Raw genomic sequence first — 2,584 nt, 5'->3', positions numbered from 1 at the left:
CCCCTGCCGGCGCCCGCACCGGCCGAAGCGCTCGAGCTGGTCCCGCCGCCCGCCCAGACCGCTGAAGCGAAGCTGGGCTGGATGCATCGGCTGCGTACCGGGCTGTCCAAGACCAGCCGCAACATCGGCACGCTGTTCGTCGGCGTCAAGGTCGACGAGGCCCTGTTCGAAGAACTGGAAACCGCGCTGCTGATGGCAGATGCCGGCGTGGAAGCCACCGAGTACCTGCTGGGCGAGTTGCGCAAGCGCGTCAAGGCCGAGCGCATCGAGACCGCCGAAGGCGTCAAGGCGGCGCTGCGCGAGCTGCTGACGCAGCTGCTGCGCCCGCTGGAAAAAACCATGGCGCTGGGCCGCGAGCAGCCGCTGGTGATGATGATCGCGGGCGTCAACGGCGCCGGCAAGACCACCAGCATCGGCAAGCTGTGCAAGCACTTCCAGCGCTATGACCAGAAGGTGCTGCTGGCCGCCGGCGATACCTTCCGCGCCGCCGCGCGCGAGCAACTGACGATCTGGGGCGAACGCAACAACGTCACCGTGGTGGCGCAGGAAAGCGGCGACCCGGCGGCGGTGATCTTCGACGCCGTCAATGCGGCCAAGGCGCGCGGCATCGACATCGTCATGGCCGACACCGCCGGCCGCCTGCCGACGCAGCTGCACCTGATGGAAGAGCTCAAGAAGGTCAAGCGCGTGATCAGCAAGGCCATGCCGAGCGCGCCGCACGAGGTGCTGCTGGTGATCGACGCCAACACCGGCCAGAACGCCCTGCAGCAAACCCGCGCCTTCGACGACGCGCTGGGCCTGACCGGCCTGATCGTGACCAAGCTCGACGGCACCGCCAAGGGCGGCATCCTGGCGGCTATCGCGCGCCAGCGCCCGGTGCCGGTTTATTTCATTGGCGTGGGCGAGAAGGTGGAGGACCTGCAGCCGTTCAAGGCGGATGAGTTCGCCGAAGCGCTGCTGGGGTAAGGCCCGGTTGCGAACGCTTATTCCGCGTCAGGCTGCGCCTTCGGCTCCGCCTTCTGGAAAGCAGGCAGCTCCATGCAGGTTTCATAGATCCTGGCGATCGCCGGGTAGCGGGCCAGGTCGATATTGAAGCGCTGCGCGTTGAATACCTGCGGCACCAGGCAGATATCGGCCAGCGTGGGCGTATCGCCAAAGCAGAAGCGCCCGGCCTTGCCGCCGCGCTCCAGGTTGGCCTGCAGCGACGCAAAGCCCAGCTCGATCCAGTGGTGGTACCACGCGTCCTTGACCTCGTCGGTCACGCCCACGGTGTGCTTCAGGTACTTCAGCACGCGCAGGTTGTTCAGCGGGTGGATCTCGCACGCGATCTCCTGGGCCAGTCCGCGCACATAGGCGCGGTCCAGCGCCGTGCCGGGCAGCAGCGTCGGCTCGGGATGGACCTCGTCCAGGTATTCGACGATGGCCAGCGATTGCTGCAGCACGTGCTCGCCGTCGGCGAGCGCCGGCACCAGTCCGTCGGGATTCACGGCGCGGAATTCCGGCTTGAGCTGCTGGCCGCCTTCTTTCAGCAGGTGCACCGGCACATAGTCATAGGCCAGCCCCTTGAGTTCCAGCGCAATGCGCACGCGGAATGAGGCCGAACTGCGGAAATAGCTGTAAAGCTTTAGCATCGGATCAGACTACCTTGATGGTGAGATCGCCCACGCCGCCGACGTGGCACTGCATGACATCGCCCTTGACCACCGGGCCCACGCCTTCGGGCGTGCCGCTGAAGATCAGGTCGCCCGGCTGCAGCTCGAACAGCTTCGACAGGTACGACACCATCTCCGGCACCGACCAGATCAGGTCGGACAGGTCGCCGCGCTGCTTCTCCACGCCGTTGACCGCCAGCGTCACTGCGCCCTTCTGCGGATGGCCGATGGCCGAGACCGGCACGATCGGGCCGATCGGCGCGGACTGGTCGAAGGCCTTGCCGGTCTCCCAGGGGCGGCCGGTCTTCTTCGATTCGTTCTGCAGGTCGCGGCGGGTCATGTCCAGGCCCACGGCGTAGCCGAACACGTGGCCGGCTGCCTGGTCGACCGGGATGTCGCGGCCGCCCTTGCCGATCGCCACCACCAGCTCCACTTCATAGTGGCAGTTGCTGGTGCCCGGCGGGTACGGGAAGGCGCCTTCGGTGCCGTCGGCGACGTAGCTGACCGCGTCGGACGGCTTGCAGAAGAAGAACGGCGGCTCGCGGTCGGGGTCCGAGCCCATTTCACGGGCGTGGGCAGCATAGTTGCGGCCGACGCAGTACACGCGCCGTACCGGGAAACTAGCATTGCTGCCGCGCACCGGCACGCCAACGGGCGCGGCCGGAGCGAACACGAATTCGGTCATGCATCTCTCCAGATTGTTCTGATCGGTGCTGCGGCGCGGGTGGGCAGGGTTGCAGGAAGCAGCCATGCGCGGCGTCGCCAGCAGACGCGCCCGGCGCAGCAGGGCAACAGGATACACCGCGAGAGTTGGCTCTGCGTACGACCGCATACAATGAATCCAGGCATCCTCGCAGCGCCAGCGCACCGAACTGGCGCAGGTGCCGGATACTTACCCGGCGCGAATCTTGCATGGCGCACTGCAACAGAGC

3 protein-coding genes are annotated in these 2,584 nt (G+C 66.8%); 1 reads left to right on the top strand and 2 read right to left on the bottom strand.

The features are described 5' to 3' along the window. A partial coding sequence (gene ftsY, locus AC3WRI_RS32825) for a signal recognition particle-docking protein FtsY (RefSeq protein ID WP_492295009.1) occupies positions 1–966 on the top strand: 966 nt, incomplete at its 5' end. Positions 967–983: 17 nt separating this feature from the next. On the opposite strand, the gene maiA is transcribed toward ftsY, so the two are convergent. Then, positions 984–1,631, bottom strand: a complete 648-nt coding sequence (gene maiA / locus AC3WRI_RS32820; RefSeq protein WP_058697917.1) for a maleylacetoacetate isomerase — start codon at positions 1,629–1,631, stop codon at positions 984–986. 4 nt (positions 1,632–1,635) lie between these two features. After that, entirely contained in the window at positions 1,636–2,337 is a 702-nt protein-coding gene (locus AC3WRI_RS32815; RefSeq protein WP_058697918.1) for a fumarylacetoacetate hydrolase family protein, read from the bottom strand. Positions 2,338–2,584: the final 247 nt, after the last annotated feature.

Source organism: Cupriavidus sp. FW305-27, assembly GCF_058787995.1.
This window is presented reverse-complemented; position numbering and strand designations above follow the sequence as displayed.